This is a genomic window from Komagataeibacter oboediens (assembly GCF_003207815.1).
Taxonomy (GTDB): domain Bacteria; phylum Pseudomonadota; class Alphaproteobacteria; order Acetobacterales; family Acetobacteraceae; genus Komagataeibacter; species Komagataeibacter oboediens.
Genome location: NZ_NKTX01000278.1, coordinates 1 through 534, shown reverse-complemented (window position 1 = coordinate 534; position 534 = coordinate 1). Strand labels below are relative to the sequence as shown.

At 60.3% G+C, this 534-nt stretch carries 1 protein-coding gene; it reads right to left on the bottom strand.

The annotated features are described in order from the left end of the window. A partial coding sequence (locus CFR80_RS18850; RefSeq protein WP_309146449.1) for an ATP-binding protein occupies positions 1-450 on the bottom strand: 450 nt, incomplete at its 3' end. Between the last annotated feature and the right edge of the window lie 84 nt (positions 451-534).

Genomic DNA, 534 nt, shown 5'->3' with positions numbered 1-534 from the left:
CCTTGCCGCCCGACTGTCAGCCTCAAGCCGGTTGACCAGGTCCACCACGTTGAAGAACCGGCCACGCCGACCTGTGCGGATGCAGCTCCGGCCAATGGCCGTGGCCAGGTGGGTTTTGCCGGTACCTGTGCCCCCCACAAGCACGACATTACGCTTGAGGTCGAGGAATTCGCCCCGAGCCAGGTCACGGACAAGGGTTTCGTTGACGGGCGTATCCGCGAACTGAAAGTCCTCGACATCCTGTGCCCGCGGCATCCGGGCAATGGTCATCTGGTAGCGTATCGACCGGGCCTGCTTTTCATGTATTTCGGCCTGGAGCAGTTCTCCTATGACCTGCTGGGGCAGATACTGTCGTTTGACCGCATGGGTCACCAGTTCATCATAGGCGGCTTTCATACCGTAGAGTTTCAGTTCCGCCATCGCCTGGAGGATCGGCCCACGTTCCATCATGGGCGTGTCCTCAGGATATCATACCGGCTGCAGTCAGCCACAGGAGCATGATGCAGGACCAGAGGTTCGGGAAGGGCAGGCAGG